The sequence below is a fragment of the Saccharopolyspora indica genome (assembly GCF_027853965.1).
Classification (GTDB): domain Bacteria; phylum Actinomycetota; class Actinomycetes; order Mycobacteriales; family Pseudonocardiaceae; genus Saccharopolyspora; species Saccharopolyspora indica.
Genome location: NZ_JAQGLB010000002.1, coordinates 446,160 through 463,298, shown reverse-complemented (window position 1 = coordinate 463,298; position 17,139 = coordinate 446,160). Strand labels below are relative to the sequence as shown.

The following is a 17,139-nucleotide window of genomic DNA, read 5'->3' as shown; positions in this document are numbered from 1 at the left end:
CGTGCCACTTCCGGGAGTTCTTCGTGCCTTCAAGCTCGTCCAACACGTCCGCACGCTCGCCCCGCCGGCCGCGCCGCCGCCGGCCGCAGGGCGGCAAACCGCAGCAGCAGCCGAAGAAGCGCAGCCTGTTCGACGAGGTCGGCGTGACCGCCGTCGACCCGGCGCCGTTCGCCGACCTCGGGCTGCCCGCCCGGCTGGTGCGCGCGCTGGCCGACAACGGGATGGCCGAGGCCTTCCCGATCCAGGCCGCCACCATCCCCGACGCGCTGACCGGCCGGGACGTGCTCGGGCGCGGTCAGACCGGGTCCGGCAAGACGCTGGCCTTCGGCCTGCCGCTGCTGGCGATGCAGCAGGGCAACGCCCGGCCGATGCACCCGCGCGGTCTCGTGCTGGTCCCGACCCGCGAACTGGCCACCCAGGTGACCGATTCGCTGAAGCCGCTGGCCAAGGCTCTCGGGCTCTACGTCCGCGAGGTCGTCGGCGGCACCTCGTTCAACCGCCAGGTGGACACGCTGCGGCGCGGCGTGGACGTGCTGGTCGCGACGCCGGGCCGGCTCGCCGACCACGTCCGCCAGGGCACCTGCGTGCTGTCCGAGGTGGAGCGCACCGCGCTCGACGAGGCCGACCAGATGGCCGACATGGGCTTCCTGCCGCAGGTCCGCGAACTGCTCGACCTGGTCCCGGCGGACGGTCAGCGGCTGCTGTTCTCCGCCACCCTGGACGGCGACGTCGACAAGCTCGTCGACCGCTACATGACCGAGCCGGTGGTGCACTCGCTGGCGCCGCCCGCGGCCAGCGTCGACAGCATGGAGCACCACCAGTTCCTGGTGTCGGCGACCGACAAGCAGGACGTGCTCGCGCGCATCGGCGCTCGCGAGGGCCGCACGATCATGTTCGTGCGCACCAAGCACCACGCCGACCGGATGGCCAAGAAGCTGCGGGCGGCCGGAGTTCCCGCGGGTGCGCTGCACGGCGGCAAGGCCCAGAACGCCCGGACGCGCATCCTCGAGGAGTTCCGCAGCGGTGAGACCTCGACGCTGGTGGCGACCAACGTCGCGGCCCGCGGCATCCACGTGGACGACGTGAGCCTCGTCGTGCACGTCGAGCCCCCGGCCGACCCCAAGGACTACCTGCACCGCGCCGGTCGCACGGCGCGCGCGGGAGCGACGGGCACGGTGGTCACCCTGGTCACCGACGACCAGCGGGAAGCCTTCCGCACCATGGCCGCGCAGGCCGGTGTGAAGGCGAAGACCACGACCGTCCGCCCCGAAGACGCGGAACTGGCCCGCGTCACCGGGGCCCGCGAACCCAGCGGTGTCTCGCTCGTCACCCCGAAGCCGCAGCGCGACACCCCGCGCGGCCGCGGCGCGAACCCGCGCAACGCCAAGCGGCCGGAGCGCACGTCCAACGAGCCCAACCGGCGACGCCGCCCCACCGAGCGCGCTCACGAGGACGGCCGTCGCTCGGACAACGGCAACCGCCGCGGGCAGGCACCGTCCGGGCGCGGTGCCCGGCGCGGCAACCGCGGCGGCGCCCGGCAGGCGTGAGGAGGAACCCGGTGGGCCGACGGCTGGAGAACGCGAGCGAGGAATTCCTGCGGTTCTGGCAGGAACGCCACTTGAGCACGTTGACGACGGTGCGCCTCGACGGCACGCCGCACGTGGTTCCGGTCGGGGTGACGCTCGACGTCGGGGCGGCGACCGCGCGGGTGATCTCCTCCGGAACGTCGTACAAGGCGCGGCAGATCCGCGCCGCCGGGCCCGGTGGCGCGCAGGTCGCGGTCTGCCAGGTCGACGGGCGGCGGTGGTCCACCCTGCAAGGAGTGGCCGTGGTGCGCGACGACCCGGAGGCGGTGGCCGATGCCGAGCGCCGGTACGAGCAGCGCTACAAGAGGCCCCGCGCCAACCCGTCCCGCGTGGTGATCGAGATCTCCGTGACGAAGGTCCTCGGCAACGTCTGACCGGGACCGTGGTGAGGTGGTGCGGTGAGCGTCCACCAGGAAGTGCCGGAACCGGTCCACGTCGTCGGCATCGGGGCCGACGGTGCGGCGGGCCTGTCCCGGCACGCCCAGACCGTCGTGAACTCCGCCGAGGTGCTGTTCGGCAGCTCGCGCCAGCTCGATCTGGTGCCCGCGGCCACCGGGCGGCGGGTGGCCTGGCCCACTCCGCTGCTGCCGGCGCTGCCCGGTCTGCTCGCCGAGCACGCCGGCCGGTCGATCTGCGTGCTGGCCAGCGGCGATCCGATGTTCTACGGGATCGGCGCCACCCTGGTGAAACTGCTCGGACCGGAGCGGGTGCGGATCATCGCGCACCCGTCGTCGCTGTCGCTGGCCTGCGCGCGGATGGGCTGGCCGGTGCAGGAGACCGCGGTCGTGAGCCTGGTCGGCAGGCCGGTGGAGCTGCTGCACCCCCGCGTCCAGCCGGGAAACCGGTTGCTGGTCCTCAGCTCCGACGGAAGCACCCCGGACGCCGTGGCCGCGCTGCTGCGAGAGCGCGGTTTCGGCCCCAGCAGCATGACCGTGCTCTCGGAGCTCGGCAGCGAGCAGGAGCAGTGCATCACCGCCACCGCCGACAGCTGGGCGCAGTCCGCGGATTCGCTGAACGTGATCGCGATCGAGTGCCGAGCGGCCCCCGACGCGAGAACCCTGCCCATCACGCCGGGACTGCCGGACGACGCCTTCGAGCACGACGGGCAGCTCACCAAGCGCGACGTGCGGGCGATCACGCTCGCCCGGCTGGCTCCGTGCCCCAGGCAGCTGTTGTGGGACGTCGGCGCGGGGGCCGGTAGCATCGCGATCGAGTGGATGCGCAGCGATCCGTCCTGCCGGGCGATCGCGATCGAGCACCGCGAGGACCGGGCGCAGCGCATCGCGGCGAACGCGAAAGCGCTGGGCGTTCCCGGAATCCAGGTGATCACCGGAGCGGTGCCGCACGCGCTGGACAGGCTGGACGCACCGGATGCGATCTTCGTCGGCGGCGGGGGAACCGCGCCGGGTGCGCTGGAATCGTGCTGGGCCGCGTTGCGCCCGGGCGGGCGCCTGGTGGTCAACGCGGTCACGCTGGAATTGGAGGCTCTGGTGGCCGACTGGTACCGCCGCATCGGCGGCGAACTGGTCCGGATCTCGGTGGAGCGCGCGGCGCCGATCGGTGGTTTCACCGGCTGGCGGCCCGCGATGCCGGTGACGCAGTGGGTGGTGGGCAAGCGATGACAGTTCGTTTCGTGGGAGCCGGGCCTGGTGCCGCGGACCTGATCACCGTGCGGGGCCGCGATGTCATCGCCGCCTCGCCGGTGTGCTTGTACGCGGGCAGCCTGGTGCCGACCGAGCTGCTCGAGCACTGCCCTCCGGAGGCGAAGCTCGTGGACACCGCGAAGCTGACGCTGGACGACATCCTCGCCGAGATGCTCGCCGCGCACGAAGCCGGGCTCGACGTGGCGCGGCTGCACTCCGGGGATCCGTCGGTGTTCAGCGCCGTCGCCGAGCAGATGCGCCGCCTGGACGCCGCCGGGATCCCGTACGAGGTGGTGCCGGGCGTCCCGGCCTTCGCCGCCGCGGCTGCGGCGCTGAACCGCGAGTTCACCGTTCCCGGCGTCGGCCAGACCGTGGTGCTCACCCGCACGTCCGCGCGCGCGACGCCCATGCCGGAGCACGAGAACCTGGCCACGCTCGGCCGGAGCCGCGCGACGATGGTCCTGCACCTCGCGGTCAACCGGATCGAGGAGCTCGTCGAGGAGCTCGTGCCCAACTACGGCGCGGACTGCCCGGTGGCCGTGGTGGCCAACGCGAGCCGCGCGGACGAACTCGTGCTCCGCGCAACGCTTTCCGACATCGCCGCGCAGGTGCGGGCGGCGGGCATCGTCCGGACGGCGGTCGTCGTGGTGGGCGAAGTCCTGACCGCATCGGAGTTCCCGGACAGCCACCTCTACTCCACCAACCGCTGCCGCGACTGACCGGGCGCGATTTCAACGGAAATTTGCCGTCTGATTTCCATTGAAATCGCGCAAAACCCGACGCGCCGTCGTCGGTGTGCCGGGTGCCCGACACACCGACGACGGCGCGCAACTTCCATTGAAATCGGGGACCTGATTTCCACTGAAGTCGCGTCGGGGCTGAAGGTTGGCGGCGGAGCCGGGCGGGTCAGACCGGGCTCCGGCCGACGATGGTGCCCGCTCGGTCGATGACCACGACGTCGACCTCGATCGGGGCGCCGCGGAGGGTTTCGAGGCTGAACTGCCGGGCCCGGTGCGCGATGAGGTCGCCGAGCGGGATGTTCGCGTCGGTGCACAGGTGCAGCGCTTCGAGCGCGGTGTTGGCCCCGCGGATCCTGGTGATCAGGTCGGGGCCGCCGCCCGCTTCGCCGACGATCGCGGCGAGCTTGGCGAAGTCGACCTGGGAGCGCTTGGAGTGCAGGTCCAGGTGGCCGTCGGCGAGCTTGGAGATCTTGCCGATGCCACCGGCCACCGTGAGCCGCGGGACCGGGTGCCTGCGCAGGTACTTCAGCACCGCGCCGGCGAAGTCGCCCATGTCCAGCAGCGCTTCGCCGGGCAGGTCGTAGAGCTTGGCGGCGACCTTCTCCGAGGTGCTGCCGGTGCAGCCTGCGACGTGCTCCAGGCCCGCCGCGCGCGCCACGTCCACCCCGCGCCGGATGCTGTCGATCCACGCCGAGCAGGAGTACGGCACGACGACACCGGTGGTGCCCAAGATGGACAGTCCACCCAGGATTCCCAGCCGCGGGTTCCAGGTGCGCCGGGCCAGTTCCGCGCCGCCGTCCACGGACACCTCGACGATGACGTCGCCGCTGCCGCCGTGCCGCGCGGCCACCCGCGCGACGACCTCGCGCATCAGCTGCCGCGGCACGGGGTTGATCGCCGGTTCGCCGACCGGCAGCGGCAGCCCCGGCTTGGTGACGGTGCCCACGCCGTCACCGGCGCGGAAGACCACTCCTGCGCCGGGTTCGGCCGGCCGGACCGTCACCGACACGAGCGCGCCGTGCGTCACGTCGGGATCATCGCCGGCGTCCTTGACCACGCCCGCCGTGGCGAAGCCGTCACCGAGCCGCTCGCGGGCGAGCGCGAAGGCCGGGCGGTGGCCCTTCGGCAGCACGATCTCGACCGGGTCCGGGAACTCCCCGGTCAGCAGCGCCGTGTAGGCGGCGGCCGTGGACGCGGTGGCGCAGGCCCCCGTCGTCCAGCCGTACCGGAGGCCCGATCCCTCCGCTCGTCCGCTCATCGCCGTCTCCGAACTAGTACTCCCGTGCGCGTTCCGGGGCGTTATAGCGCCCCAAAGCGCTCACGGACCTCCCTGGAAGAATGTTCCACATGCGCGTGCTCATCCTCGGCGGCACCGGTGAAGCCCGGGCGCTCGCCGGGCTGCTCCACGAGCGGCCCGACCTGCACGTGACATCGTCCCTGGCCGGGCGGGTCCGGGAGCCGCAGCTGCCGCCCGGTGACGTGCGCGTCGGCGGGTTCGGCGGGCCGGACGGGCTGGCCGACTGGCTCCGGCGCGAGCGCGTCGGCGCGGTCGTGGACGCCACCCACCCGTTCGCCCGGACGATCAGCGACAACGCCGTCGCGGCGGCGCAGCGCGCGGGGTGCCCGCTGCTGGTGCTGCGCCGCCCCGCCTGGGAGCCGGAGCCAGGCGACGACTGGCGGCCGGTGCCCTCGATGGCCGCGGCCGCCGCGCTGCTGCCGGAGCTGGGCGAGCGGATCTTCCTCACCACCGGCAGGCAGGGCCTCGCCCACTTCGCCGGACTCGACCTCCGGTTCCTGGTCCGGACCGTCGACCCGCCCGAACCACCGCTGCCCCCGCGCACGACCGTGCTGCTCGCGCGCGGGCCGTTCACCGTCGACGACGAGCTCGCGCTGCTGCGGGAGCACCGCGTCGAGGTGCTGGTCAGCAAGAACAGCGGCGGTTCGATGACCAGCGCGAAGCTCACCGCGGCCCGCGCGCTCGGGCTGCCGGTGGTGATGGTGCAGCGCCCGCCCCGGCCCGACGTGCCGTCGGCCGGGACCGTCGAGCAGGCCGTGGCCTGGCTCGATGCCGTCGATCACGCCGGGTAGCGCCTCGGGGTGAACACGACCTCGCGGCCGTCGGGGCCCGCGGTGATCCGCGTGGTCGAGGACCCGATCAGCAGCAGGCACCGCATGTCCACATCGGACTGGTCCAGATCGGCCAGGCGCACCACCTTGATGCTCTCCTCCGGCCCGCCGACGTCCCGCCCGACGACCACCGGCGTGTCCGGCGACCGGTGCTCCAGGACGGCATCGCGCGCGGCCGCGACCTGCCAGGTCCGGCTGCGCGAGGCCGGGTTGTAGATCGCCATCACCAGGTCGGCCGCCGCGGCGGCCCGCAGGCGCTCGACGATCACCTCCCACGGCTTGAGCCGGTCGGACAGCGACAGCACGCAGAAGTCGTGGCCCAGCGGCGCGCCGACGCGGCTGGCCACCGCCTGCGCCGCGGTCATCCCGGGCAGCACCCGCACCGGTACGTCCGAGCGCTCCGCCGCGACCTCCAGCACCGCGCTGGCCATCGCGAACACACCGGGATCCCCGGACGAGACCACGGCGACCTTCGAACCGCGCCGCGCCAGCTCCAGCGCGAACTCCGCGCGCTCGGCCTCGACGCGGTTGTCCGACGCGTGCTTGCGCTGCCGCGGGTTGTCCGGAACCCGCGCGAGGTACGTGGTGTAACCGACCAGGTCGTCGGCCGCGGCGAGCGCCGCCTGCACTTCCGGCGTCACCCACTCGCGCCCACCAGGCCCGAGCCCGACCACCACGACCTCACCCCGACCTGCGCCTTCGGCGCCGGGCGTCAATTTCGTACGAAATTGACCGTCACCCGGGTCTGCACGACTGCGGCGCGACAGCGCCACGTTGGAGGTGGCGGTCGGGAGAGGGGCCTGCGCAATTTCGTACGAAATTGACGCGGGCCCCGCGGCGTTGGCCGGGCCGGGGAGGAGGGCCAGGGAGAAGTACGGGACGGTGTCCGGGTCGACGTCGGCCAGCGGCAGGTGGCGCTGGCGGTCGGTGGTGGCGCGCTCGACGTACCAGGCCTCGTCGAGGCGGCCCGCCTTCTCGAACGCCTCCCGCACGCCGTCGAAGGTCCGGCCCAGCTTGAGCACCGCCGCCGCGTCGGTGGCGGCGAGCCGCTCCGCGAGGACGTCCGGCGGGAGCGTGCCGGGCAGCACGGTGAAGGTCTCGTCGCGCTCGGCCAGCGGCCGCCCCAACGCCGCCGAAGCGCCGCTGATCGAGGTGATGCCGGGGATCACCTCGGCGCGGAAGCGGCCCGACAACCGCTTGTGCATGTGCATGTAGGAGCCGTAGAAGAGCGGATCTCCCTCGGCGAGCAGGACGACGTCGCGCCCGGCGGAGAGGTGCGCGGCGAGCCTGGCCGCGGCCTCCGCGTAGAACTCGTCGATGGCGCCCTGGTAGCCGCCCGGGTGGTCGGTGGTCTCGGTGGTCACCGGGTAGACCAGGGCTTCCTCGATCTGCTCCGGCCGCAGGTAGGGCTCGGCGATGGATCGCGCGACGCTCCGGCCGTGGCGGGCGCTGTGGTAGGCGATCACCTCGGCCCGCTCGATCAGCCGGGCGGCCTTGACCGTCACCAGTTCCGGGTCGCCGGGACCGAGGCCCACGCCGTAGAGCGTGCCGTTGCTGCTCACTCTTCCTCGCTCGCGATCGCGTTGATGGCGGCCACCGCCATGGCGCTGCCGCCGCGGCGACCGCGCACCACCAGGTGCTCCAGGCCGCTCGGGTGCGCGGCCAGCGCGTCCTTCGACTCCGCCGCGCCGATGAAGCCGACGGGCAGGCCCAGCACCGCTGCGGGCTTCGGAGCGCCGTCCTCGATCATCTCCAGCAGACGGAACAGCGCCGTCGGCGCGTTGCCGACCGCGACCACGGAACCGGCCAGCCGGTCGCGCCACAGCTCCAGGGCCGCCGCGCTGCGCGTCGTGCCCAGCTCGCGGGCCAGCGCGGGTACCTGCTGGTCGGAGAGGGTGCAGATCACCGGGTTGTCCGCGGGCAGGCGCCGCCGGGTCACTCCGGCGGCGACCATCGCGGCGTCGCACAGGATCGGCGCACCGCGGTGCAGCGCCTCGCGCGCGTTGATCACCACGTCCGGGGAGAACGCGAGGTCGTCGACCAGGTCGACCATGCCGCAGGCGTGGATCATCCGCACCGCGACGCCGGCGACCTCCGGCGGCAGGCCGTCCAGCCGGGCTTCCGCGCGGATCGTGGCGAAGGAGCGGCGGTAGATCTCCGCGCCTTCCCGGACGTATTCGGGCACCCCGCGGTAGCGGGCAGCGTTGTCGTTCACACATTCCTCCGTGCCGCGCCGAGCGCGGCGGATACCTGGTCCACATCGGACGCCGAGGTCCACGTCGCTGCGTCGAGACCGACCTCGTAGCCGGCACCGGTGGCCAGCACTTCCACGACGCGTCCCGGCGGCCGTCCGCAGCGCCGCCCGCACCCCGACCAGTGCACCGGCAGGGCACCGGCCGGTGCCGCGCGCCGGGCGTCCTCGCGGACGTCGGCCAGCGACTTCGCGCACCCGGGCCGACCGGCGCACGTGGTCACGCCGACCCCGTTTGAAGCGGGGTCCACGAGCAGTCCGCGAGCGCCGAGCGCCGGCAACCACCGGTCGGCTTCGTCCGGTCGCACGCCGGGCAGGACGACGGTCCGCCAAGGCGTCAGGCGCAGCTCGCCCGCGGCCTCGGACGCGGCGGTGATGATATCCACCTGCTCCGGCGCCAACCGGCCCAGTGGCGCTCCGGCCACCGCGGAGACCGTCCCGTCGGGCCGGAGCACGCGTCCGACCTGCGCATGCGTCGGCGGCACCGCGGACACCGGCGCGGCCGCGGCGGCCCCGCCCAGCCGTTCGGCGATCCGCCGCGCGCCGCCGTCGAGTTCGGCCAGCCGCCACGCCGAGCAGCCCTGCGCCGCCTTCTCCGCCAGGAACGCCTCCGCCGCGGCGATGGCGGCTCCGGCGGCCTGCCGCAGGGACGTCCGGATCCCGGAGTCCACGTCGGCGAGCAGCAGCGCCGCGGTGTCCGCGCTCAGCGCGCGCAGCCCGACGTCGGCACCGAGCGAGCTGACGTCGCCGCTGCCGTCGTCGACCGCGAACAGGAACCGCCCTGGCAGCCCGGCCAGGGCCGGGTCGGCGCAGAGCGCCTCGTCGAGTTCGGCCGCCACCGCCCGCACGTCGATCAGCTCGCGGCCGTCCGCGGAGGGCGAGCCGATGATGTTGCGGACCCGCTCGTGCGTCGCCGAGGGCAGCAGCCCGGCTTCGCGCAGCCGCGCGGCCAGTTCCTGCTCCGCTCCGGCGGGCAGGCCGCGGACCTGCACGTTCGCCCGGGAAGTGAGCTCAAGGCCGCCGTCGCCCAGCGCCGCGGACTCGGCGAGCGCTCGGACCTGGTGGGGGGTGAGCGAGCCGCCCGGGATGCGGATGCGGGCCAATCCGCCATCGGCGGCCTGGTGCACGCGCAACGCTCCGGGACAGCCATCCCGCTCCGGTCTCAACACCCGGCTGATACTACGGACCGGGGTAGTTGCGGACGCAAACCCAGCCGGGTGCGACGCGCATCATGGTGACGCGCCTTGACGTTGAGCACTGTCGGCGTAGCCGTCCGCGCCTTATAAGCGGCGAAGCCGCTTGGAGTACGCACGCAGCTCGCACCGCCGCGGGTTCTGAGTGCTTTCCTGGCGAGGACGGCCCCTCCGCCGTGTATTCGGTCATACATCAGGAGGGGCACCCGCAGTCCAGGGAAGCACTCAGGTTCCGCCAAGCGACCACCCATGGAAAACAACCACAATAGGCTTTAAGATCGCCTCGTTGCGGAGAGTGGTCGCAACACCCAGCGGCGACGTGTGGAGGAAGCCGGTGCGAATCCGGCGCGGTCCCGCCACTGTCACCGGGGAGCGAGCTCCATGATGCCACTGTCCACATCGGACGGGAAGGCGGAGTGAGCGCTGATCCGGGAGCCAGGAGACTCCGGTCGCCGCGACCTGCCAACCGGGGCGAGGACCCCGAGAGAGGTGCCGTCATGCGCTGCGCACGCGCGCCCTGGTCCAGCGACGCCGGTCGCCGACCCGAGGAGCGACCCGCATGATCCTGCTGCTGTCCACATCGGACACCGACCTGCTCAGCGCCCGCGCCGCGGACGCCGGGTTCCGGCTCGGCAACCCGGCCCGGCTGGGCGTGGACGACCTGCCGCCGCTGCTGGCGGACGTCGACCTCGTCGTGGTGCGGCTGCTCGGCGGCCGCCGGGCCTGGGAGGAGGGCCTGGACGCGCTGCTGGCCGGACCGCGACCGGTGGTCGTGCTCGGCGGCGAGCAGGCGCCGGACGCCGAGCTGATGGAGTGCTCGACCGTCCCGGCGGGCGTGTGCGCCGAAGCGCACCGCTACCTCGCGCACGGCGGCCCGGACAACCTCGCCCAGCTGCAGCGATTCCTCTCCGACACGATCCTGCTCACCGGCCACGGCTTCGAGCCGCCCGCCGAGACCCCCACCTGGGGCGTGCTGGAGCGCACGCAGCGGCGCACCGACGGCCCGACCGTCGCGGTGCTCTACTACCGCGCGCACCACATGGCGGGCAACACCGCCTTCGCGCACGCGCTGTGCGATGCGATCGAGGACGCCGGCGGGCAGGCCCTGCCGCTGTTCTGCGCCTCGCTGCGCACGCCCGACCCGCAGCTGATCGAGCAGCTGGGCAAGGCCGACGCGCTGGTGGTCACCGTGCTCGCCGCGGGCGGCACCAAGCCCGCCACCGCTTCGGCCGGTGGCGACGACGAGGCATGGGACGTCGGCGCGCTCGCCGAACTCGACATCCCGATCCTGCAGGGGCTGTGCCTGACCAGCAGCCGCGCCGCGTGGGAGGACAACGACGAAGGCCTGTCCCCGCTGGACATGGCCACGCAGGTGGCGGTGCCGGAGTTCGACGGCCGACTGATCACCGTGCCGTTCTCGTTCAAGGAGAACGACGCCGAGGGGCTGCCGGTCTACGTCGCCGACCCCGAGCGAGCGGCCCGCGTCGCGGGCATCGCGGTCCGGCACGGCCGGTTGCGGCACGTTCCGCCGCAGGACAAGCGCCTCGCGCTGATGCTGTCGGCCTACCCGACCAAGCACTCCCGGATCGGCAACGCGGTCGGCCTGGACACCCCGGTCAGCGCGGTCCGCCTGCTGCGGGCGCTGCGCGAGCAGGGCTACGACGTCGGCCCGGTGGACGGTCCCGACGCGCTGCCCGGCGTCGCCGGGCAGGACGGCGATGCGCTGATCCACGCGCTGATCGCCGCCGGTGGCCAGGACCGCGACTGGCTGTCCGAGGAGCAGCTCAGCGGCAACCCGGTCCGCATCCCCGCCCGCCGCTACGCGGAGTGGTTCGCGACGCTGCCCGACGACCTGCGCGGCTCGATCGAGCAGCACTGGGGAGCGCCGCCCGGCGAGCTGTTCGTGGACCGCTCGCAGGACCCGGACGGCGAGATCGTGCTCGCCGCGATCCGCGCGGGCAACGTCGTGCTGATGGTGCAGCCGCCGCGCGGTTTCGGCGAGAACCCGATCGCGATCTACCACGACCCGGACCTGCCGCCGAGCCACCACTACCTGGCGGCCTACCGCTGGCTGATCGACGAGTTCGGCGCGCACGCCATGGTGCACCTGGGCAAGCACGGCAACCTCGAATGGCTGCCGGGCAAGACCGCGGGCATGTCCGCCTCCTGCGCCCCGGACGCGGCGCTGGCCGACCTGCCGCTGATCTACCCGTTCCTGGTCAACGACCCCGGCGAGGGCACCCAGGCCAAGCGCCGGGTGCACGCCACCCTGGTCGACCACCTGGTGCCGCCGATGGCCCGCGCGGAGAGCTACGGCGACATCGCGCGGCTGGAGCAGCTGCTCGACGAGCACGCCAACATCTCCGCGATGGACCCGGCGAAGCTGCCCGCGATCCGCAGCCAGATCTGGACGCTGATGCAGGCCGCGAAGCTGGACCACGACCTCGGGCTGGACGAGCGGCCGCACGACGCGGAGTTCGACGACATGCTGCTGCACGTCGACGGCTGGCTGTGCGAGGTCAAGGACGCCCAGATCCGCGACGGCCTGCACGTGCTCGGCGACGCGCCGACCGGCGAGGCCAGGGTCAACCTGGTGCTCGCGATGCTGCGGGCCCGCCAGATGTGGAGCGGGCAGAGCGCCGCGCTGCCCGGCCTGCGCGAAGCGCTCGGGCTCGCCGAGGACGGCAGCGCGGCCCGCGAGCAGGTCGACGACGTCGAAACCCGCGCGCACGCCCTGGTCCAGGGCATGGAGGACCGCGGCTGGGCGCTCGACGCCGTTCCCGCGGTGTGCCGGGAGGTCCTCGGCGAGGACAGCGACGCCGTCGTGGCGGTGCTGGAGTTCGCCGCGACCGAGGTGGTGCCGCGGCTCGCTGCGACCACCGACGAGATGAGCGCGACGCTGCACGCCCTCGAAGGCGGCTACGTGCCCGCCGGGCCGAGCGGATCGCCGCTGCGCGGGCTGGTCAACGTGCTGCCCACCGGCCGCAACTTCTACTCCGTCGACCCCAAGGCCGTGCCCAGCAGGCTGGCGTGGGAAACCGGTTGGGCCATCGCCGAATCCCTGCTCGACCGCTACCGCGCCGACACCGGCGAGTGGCCGCGCTCGGTCGGGCTGTCGGTCTGGGGCACCAGCGCGATGCGCACCTCCGGTGACGACATCGCCGAGGTGCTGGCGCTGCTGGGCGTGCGGCCGACCTGGGACGAGGCCTCGCGGCGCGTCAACGGGCTGGAGGTGATCCCGCTCGACGAGCTGGCCCGCCCGCGCATCGACGTCACGGTCCGCATCAGCGGCTTCTTCCGGGACGCCTTCCCGCACGTGGTCGCCCTGCTCGACGACGCGGTGCGGCTGGTCGCGGCCCTCGACGAGCCCGACGAGCAGAACTTCGTGCGCGCGCACGCCCGGGCCGATCTCGCCGAGCACGGCGACGAGCGCCGCGCCACCATGCGGATCTTCGGCTCCAAGCCGGGCGCGTACGGCGCCGGGATCCTGCCGCTCATCGACAGCCGGAACTGGCGCGACGACGCCGACCTGGCCGAGGTGTACGCGGTGTGGGGCGGTTTCGCCTACGGCCGCGAACTCGACGGCGCACCGGCCCGCGCGGACATGGAGAGCGCCTACAAGCGGATCTCGGTGGCGGCGAAGAACACCGACACCCGCGAGCACGACATCGCCGACTCCGACGACTACTTCCAGTACCACGGCGGGATGATCGCCACGGTCCGCGCGCTGACCGGCAAGGCCCCGGCCGCCTACATCGGCGACAGCACCCGCCCGGACTCCATCCGCACCCGGTCGCTGACCGAGGAGACCTCGCGGGTGTTCCGGGCCCGCGTGGTCAACCCGCGGTGGCTGGCGGCGATGCGCAGGCACGGCTACAAGGGCGCCTTCGAGCTCGCGGCGACGGTGGACTACCTGTTCGGCTACGACGCGACGACCGGCGTGGTCGCCGACTGGATGTACGAGAAGCTGGCCGAGACCTACGTGCTGGACGAGGAGAACCAGAAGTTCCTCACCGAGTCCAACCCGTGGGCGCTGCACGGCATCACCGAGCGCCTGCTGGAAGCGGCCAACCGCGAGATGTGGCAGGAGCCCGACCCGGACACCCTGCAGGCCCTCCAGGAGGTCTACCTGCAGACCGAGGGCGACCTGGAGGACGGCCCCCAGCGCTGAACCCCGCGCGCTGCACGGAACCCCAGGGCTTCGTGCAGCGCGTTCTTCCAGATTCCCGCGGACGAGGCGGGAAGGATTTCCGGCTCCGGTCGCTCGTGCGTCACCCGGTGTTCGCATCGCGGAACAACACTCGCATCGGCCGTCGCCCGGTGTCACGTCGCATGGCGCGTCCTCAGCGGCCACTCACCTCGTCCAAGGAGCCGCAGCCCCATGTCCCACGCCCGCAGTCGATGGCATCGACTGGTCACCGCGATCTCCGCAGGCCTCGTCCTGACTTCGGCATCGCCCGCCGTGGCGGACGGCGCGGCGACCGTCCCGGTGCAGCTGCTGTCCATCACCGACTTCCACGGCTACTTCGGCGACCACACCACGACGGTGCCGGGCGCCCACGCCGGTGACGCGCCCCAGACCGTCGGCGGCGGCGCCTACCTGGCAGCCCACCTGGAGCGGCTCCGCGACCAGGCCGCCCTGCCCGAGGCGAACTCGATCCTGTTCTCGGCCGGGGACGACTTCTCCGGCTGGCCCGCCGAGACCGCGTACTTCTGGAACGAGCCGACGATCGAGTACCTCAACCACATCGGCCTGCAGTTCTCGACGATCGGCAACCACGAGCTGGACCGCGACCTCGACTACCTGCGCCACATGGCCGACGGCACCTGCGAGGGCCGCCCCGACCGCGACCTCTGCTTCACCGACTCCACCGGCGAGAAGTTCGCCGGAGCCGACTTCGACTACTACTCCGCGAACGTCGCCGACGGCGCCACCGGTGAGCTGATCGCGGAGCCGTACCACGTCGAGCAGGTCGACGACGGGCGCGGCGGAACGCTGCCCGTGGGCTTCATCCACGCGACCACGAGCGGCACACCCGGCGAAGGGCTCTCGTACTGGCCGTCCGGCCAGCTGCGGTTCGAACCGGAAGCCGCGGCGATCAACCGGTACGCCGCCGAGCTCCAGGCCCAAGGCGTGCAGGCCATCGTCGCAGTCGTCCACGAGGGCTTCTCGCAGGCGGGCGACTTCTACAACGACTGCACGAACCCCACCGGGCCGATGGTCGAGATGAACGAGCAGATCTCACCCGCCGTCGACGCCATCATCACCGGGCACTGGCACGCCCTCGGCAACTGCATGCTGCCCGACCCCGCGGGTGACCCCCGCCCGGTCGTCGAGGCCGCCAACCACGGCCGCCTCATCAACGAGATCGACCTGCAGCTGGACCCCGCGACCGGCGACGTCCTGCGCGACCGGACCACCTCCACCAACCACGCCAACACCCGCACCGCGACCCCGGATCCCGAGGTCCTCCGGATGGCCCAGCACTGGCGCGACCGCTTGGCGCAGCGCAAGAACGAGCCCGTCACCGACATCGCCGGTGACCTCACCCGCACCTCCGCCGACGCGGAGGAGTCGAGCCTCGGCAACGCCACCGCCGACGCGTTCCGGTGGGCAGCGCAGCGGGACGGCGGTGCCGACATCGGGATCGTGATGCCGAAGACGCTGCTGCGCGACATCACCCACGCGCCGACCGCGGGCAACCCGGCCGATGCTCCCGGCCGCGTGCTCTTCGACGAGCTGATGTTCGGTGTGATCCACGAGAAGGGCGGCTTCGGGGCGGCGCTCACCAGCGGTGAGCTGACCGGCCGCGAAATCGCCCAGCTGCTGGAGAGCCAGTGGCAGCAGGCCGACGACGGCTCCACCACCTTCCAGCCGCTGGCGGTCTCGAACAACGTCGAGTACCGCTACGACCCCGCGGCACCTGTCGGCGAGCGCATCGCCTTCGGGCAGGTCCGCATCGACGGCAAGCCGCTCAAGCCCAACGCCACCTACCGCATCGCGACGCTGTCCAAGGACTTCGTGCCCCAGCGCGCCGTCCCCGGGTTCACCGCCCTGTTCGACGCCCGCGACCAGCACCGGACGGCTTACTCCGGCCCCGACGCGCTGGCCGGGTACCTGCGCGCGCAGGCCCCGCTCGCCCCTCCGGCGCTCGACCGGGTCCAGGCCAAGCCGTAGCCAGCTCGGGCCGCGCGGGCGTCCAGCGCCCGCGCGGCGGGGAGCTACCGGCGCGATTCGGGCGCCAGGTCGGCGACCGGGCCGATGACGATGACCGCGGGCGGCTTGACGTCGGCTTCGCGGATCGCCTCCGCGACCTCGCCCAGCGTGGTGCGGAGCGTCTTCTGGTTGCGCGTGGTGCCTTCCTGGACCACCGCGACCGGCGACTTCGGATCGCGGCCGTGCTCGGTCAGGACCGCCGCGAACTCCGCGATCCGCTTGACGCCCATCATCAGCACGATGGTTCCGCGCAACCGCCCCAGCGCGGGCCAGTCCACGAGGGACTGCTCGTCGTGCGGGCCGACGTGGCCGGACACCACCACGACCTCGTGCGCGACACCGCGGTGCGTCACCGGCACGTCGGCCGCCGACGGGGCCGCGAACGCGCTGGTGATCCCGGGAACCGCGGTCACAGCGACACCCGCTTCGACGCAGGCCAGCAGCTCCTCGAAACCGCGCCCGAACAGGTAAGGGTCGCCGCCCTTGAGCCGCACCACGAACTTGCCCGCCTTGGCGTGCTCGATCAGCAGCGAGTTGATGACGTCCTGGTTCGCCGCGCGCCCGTAGGGGATCTTCGAGGCGTCCACCACCTCCACGTGCGGGCCGAGCTCTTCGAGCAGCTCGCGCGGCGCCAGCCGGTCGGTGATCACCACGTCCGCACGGCCCAGCAGCTGGCGGCCGCGAACCGTGATCAGGTCGGGATCGCCGGGGCCGCCGCCCACCAGCGCCACACCGGCCGCGGGCGGCTCGGAGCACTCGTCGACCACACCGGTCCGCAGCGCCTCGACGAGCGCGTCGCGCACCGCCGCCGAGCGCCGGTGCTCACCGCCCGCCAGGACGCCGAGCAGCAGTCCGCCGTGCTGGGCCACCGCCGGGGTGACCGCGGTTCCCCGGGAGGCGTCGTCGGCTCGCACGCAGAAGATGCGGTTCTCCTCGGCCTCCGCCGCGACCGCCGCGTTCACCTCGCTGCCGGTCGCGCACGCCACCACGTACCAAGCGCCCGTCAGGTCACCGGCGGCGTAGGTGCGCCGGTGCCAGGTCAGCTCGCCGGCGTCGGCCATCGCCTCGACCGCCGGCGTCGCCTCGGGCGCGATGACCTCGACCCGCGCACCGGAGTTGATCAACCGTGGCACCCGGCGCTGCGCGACGGTGCCCGCTCCGACGACCACCACCCGCTTCCCGGTGAGGTCCAGACCGGCGAAGTAGTGGTGCTCGGTCACGCTGCCCGCCTCTCCCTGTTCCGCCTCTCCGCTGCCCGCCTCTCCGCGTTTTTCAGTGGTGGTTGCGTCCGGGGTCGAACTCACGTTTCGCGGTTTCTTGTGGCTGGGTTGCATCACGGTCCCCTGAGGTGCGGTTGAGCAGGACTCGGGTTGACACAAGGG

12 protein-coding genes and 1 riboswitch are annotated in these 17,139 nt (G+C 73.0%); of the genes, 7 read left to right on the top strand and 5 right to left on the bottom strand.

Features of this window, described 5'->3' with window-relative positions; translation table 11 throughout:
- The first annotated feature begins 23 nt into the window (after positions 1-23).
- From OU416_RS06025 to cobM, 4 genes are read left to right on the top strand one after another with little or no spacing between them, the layout of a single operon-like run.
- Positions 24-1,547, top strand: coding sequence for a DEAD/DEAH box helicase (locus tag OU416_RS06025; RefSeq protein WP_270925807.1), 1,524 nt, complete (start codon positions 24-26; stop codon positions 1,545-1,547).
- A gap of 11 nt (positions 1,548-1,558) precedes the next feature.
- The gene (locus OU416_RS06020; protein ID WP_270925806.1) at positions 1,559-1,960 is read left to right on the top strand and encodes a pyridoxamine 5'-phosphate oxidase family protein; all 402 of its coding nucleotides are present in this window, start codon (positions 1,559-1,561) and stop codon (positions 1,958-1,960) included.
- Between the two features lie 24 nt (positions 1,961-1,984).
- The gene (gene cbiE, locus OU416_RS06015; RefSeq protein WP_270925805.1) at positions 1,985-3,208 is read left to right on the top strand and encodes a precorrin-6y C5,15-methyltransferase (decarboxylating) subunit CbiE; all 1,224 of its coding nucleotides are present in this window, start codon (positions 1,985-1,987) and stop codon (positions 3,206-3,208) included.
- Entirely contained in the window at positions 3,205-3,948 is a 744-nt protein-coding gene (gene cobM / locus OU416_RS06010; RefSeq protein ID WP_270925804.1) for a precorrin-4 C(11)-methyltransferase, read from the top strand. Before cbiE ends, cobM begins: the two co-directional genes overlap by 4 nt.
- 187 nt (positions 3,949-4,135) lie before the next feature.
- On the opposite strand, the gene OU416_RS06005 is transcribed toward cobM, so the two are convergent.
- Positions 4,136-5,227: a cobalt-precorrin-5B (C(1))-methyltransferase gene (locus OU416_RS06005; RefSeq protein WP_270925803.1), complete on the bottom strand. Its 1,092-nt coding sequence runs from the start codon at positions 5,225-5,227 to the stop codon at positions 4,136-4,138.
- An 89-nt stretch (positions 5,228-5,316) separates the two neighbouring features.
- Here OU416_RS06005 and OU416_RS06000 point away from each other — a divergent pair, with 89 nt between their 5' ends.
- The gene (locus tag OU416_RS06000) at positions 5,317-6,057 is read left to right on the top strand and encodes a cobalt-precorrin-6A reductase (RefSeq protein WP_270925802.1); all 741 of its coding nucleotides are present in this window, start codon (positions 5,317-5,319) and stop codon (positions 6,055-6,057) included.
- On the opposite strand, the gene OU416_RS05995 is transcribed toward OU416_RS06000, so the two are convergent.
- The 3 genes from OU416_RS05995 to OU416_RS05985 are packed head-to-tail and all read right to left on the bottom strand — an operon-like array spanning position 6,045 to position 9,516.
- The gene (locus OU416_RS05995) at positions 6,045-7,658 is read right to left on the bottom strand and encodes a precorrin-2 C(20)-methyltransferase (RefSeq protein WP_270925801.1); all 1,614 of its coding nucleotides are present in this window, start codon (positions 7,656-7,658) and stop codon (positions 6,045-6,047) included. The two genes, OU416_RS06000 and OU416_RS05995, sit on opposite strands and share 13 nt — an antisense overlap.
- Positions 7,655-8,281: a precorrin-8X methylmutase gene (locus OU416_RS05990; protein WP_270926082.1), complete on the bottom strand. Its 627-nt coding sequence runs from the start codon at positions 8,279-8,281 to the stop codon at positions 7,655-7,657. Before OU416_RS05990 ends, OU416_RS05995 begins: the two co-directional genes overlap by 4 nt.
- Before the next feature lie 26 nt (positions 8,282-8,307).
- On the bottom strand, positions 8,308-9,516 hold the full coding sequence (locus OU416_RS05985) for a precorrin-3B synthase (protein ID WP_270925800.1): 1,209 nt from the start codon (positions 9,514-9,516) through the stop codon (positions 8,308-8,310).
- A 348-nt stretch (positions 9,517-9,864) separates the two neighbouring features.
- Positions 9,865-9,986, top strand: a riboswitch (cobalamin riboswitch).
- 113 nt (positions 9,987-10,099) lie between these two features.
- Between OU416_RS05985 and cobN the strand changes: the two genes are divergently transcribed.
- Positions 10,100-13,711 carry a cobaltochelatase subunit CobN gene (cobN, locus tag OU416_RS05980; protein ID WP_270925799.1) on the top strand — a complete coding sequence of 1,204 codons (3,612 nt, stop codon included), beginning with the start codon at positions 10,100-10,102 and terminating at the stop codon, positions 13,709-13,711.
- Between the two features lie 210 nt (positions 13,712-13,921).
- Positions 13,922-15,718, top strand: a complete 1,797-nt coding sequence (locus tag OU416_RS05975; RefSeq protein ID WP_270925798.1) for a bifunctional metallophosphatase/5'-nucleotidase — start codon at positions 13,922-13,924, stop codon at positions 15,716-15,718.
- 44 nt (positions 15,719-15,762) lie between these two features.
- Here OU416_RS05975 and cobA read toward each other — a convergent pair whose 3' ends face one another.
- On the bottom strand, positions 15,763-16,977 hold the full coding sequence (gene cobA, locus OU416_RS05970; protein WP_270925797.1) for a uroporphyrinogen-III C-methyltransferase: 1,215 nt from the start codon (positions 16,975-16,977) through the stop codon (positions 15,763-15,765).
- Between the last annotated feature and the right edge of the window lie 162 nt (positions 16,978-17,139).

Excerpts from the sequence above, each read along its gene's own strand:
- cobN (WP_270925799.1), top strand. The coding sequence starts at position 10,100 with ATGATCCTGCTGCTGTCCACATCGGACACCGACCTGCTCAGCGCCCGC.
- OU416_RS06000 (WP_270925802.1), top strand. The coding sequence starts at position 5,317 with ATGCGCGTGCTCATCCTCGGCGGCACCGGTGAAGCCCGGGCGCTCGCC.
- OU416_RS05975 (WP_270925798.1), top strand. The coding sequence starts at position 13,922 with ATGTCCCACGCCCGCAGTCGATGGCATCGACTGGTCACCGCGATCTCC.
- cobM (WP_270925804.1), top strand. The coding sequence starts at position 3,205 with ATGACAGTTCGTTTCGTGGGAGCCGGGCCTGGTGCCGCGGACCTGATC.
- OU416_RS06005 (WP_270925803.1), bottom strand. The coding sequence starts at position 5,227 with ATGAGCGGACGAGCGGAGGGATCGGGCCTCCGGTACGGCTGGACGACG.